This is a genomic window from Streptomyces celluloflavus (genome assembly GCA_000720995.1).
In the GTDB taxonomy this organism is placed as follows: Bacteria; Actinomycetota; Actinomycetes; order Streptomycetales; family Streptomycetaceae; genus Streptomyces; species Streptomyces celluloflavus.
The window spans coordinates 1-225 of the sequence record JOEL01000180.1 but is presented as its reverse complement, the minus strand read 5'-3'; the positions used below and the strand labels follow the sequence as shown (position 1 = coordinate 225).

1 protein-coding gene is annotated in these 225 nt (G+C 67.6%); it reads left to right on the top strand.

The features are described from left to right. A partial coding sequence (locus IH09_RS36375; RefSeq protein ID WP_190233550.1) for a zinc ribbon domain-containing protein occupies positions 1 to 225 on the top strand: 225 nt, incomplete at both ends.

Below are 225 nucleotides of genomic sequence, written 5' to 3'. Positions count from 1 at the left end.
GAGAACCAAGCGATTGCCGTGGAGGACCTGGCGGTCAAGGGACTCGCCCGTACACGCCTGGCCAAGTCCGTCCACGACGCCGGATGGTCTGCGTTCGTCGCGATGCTGGAGTACAAGGCCGCGAAGTTCGGCCGGTCCTTCCACCGCATCGGGCGGTTCGAGCCGACCTCACAGGTCTGCTGCGTGTGCGGCGTCAAGGACGGGCCCAAGCCCCTCCACGTCCGC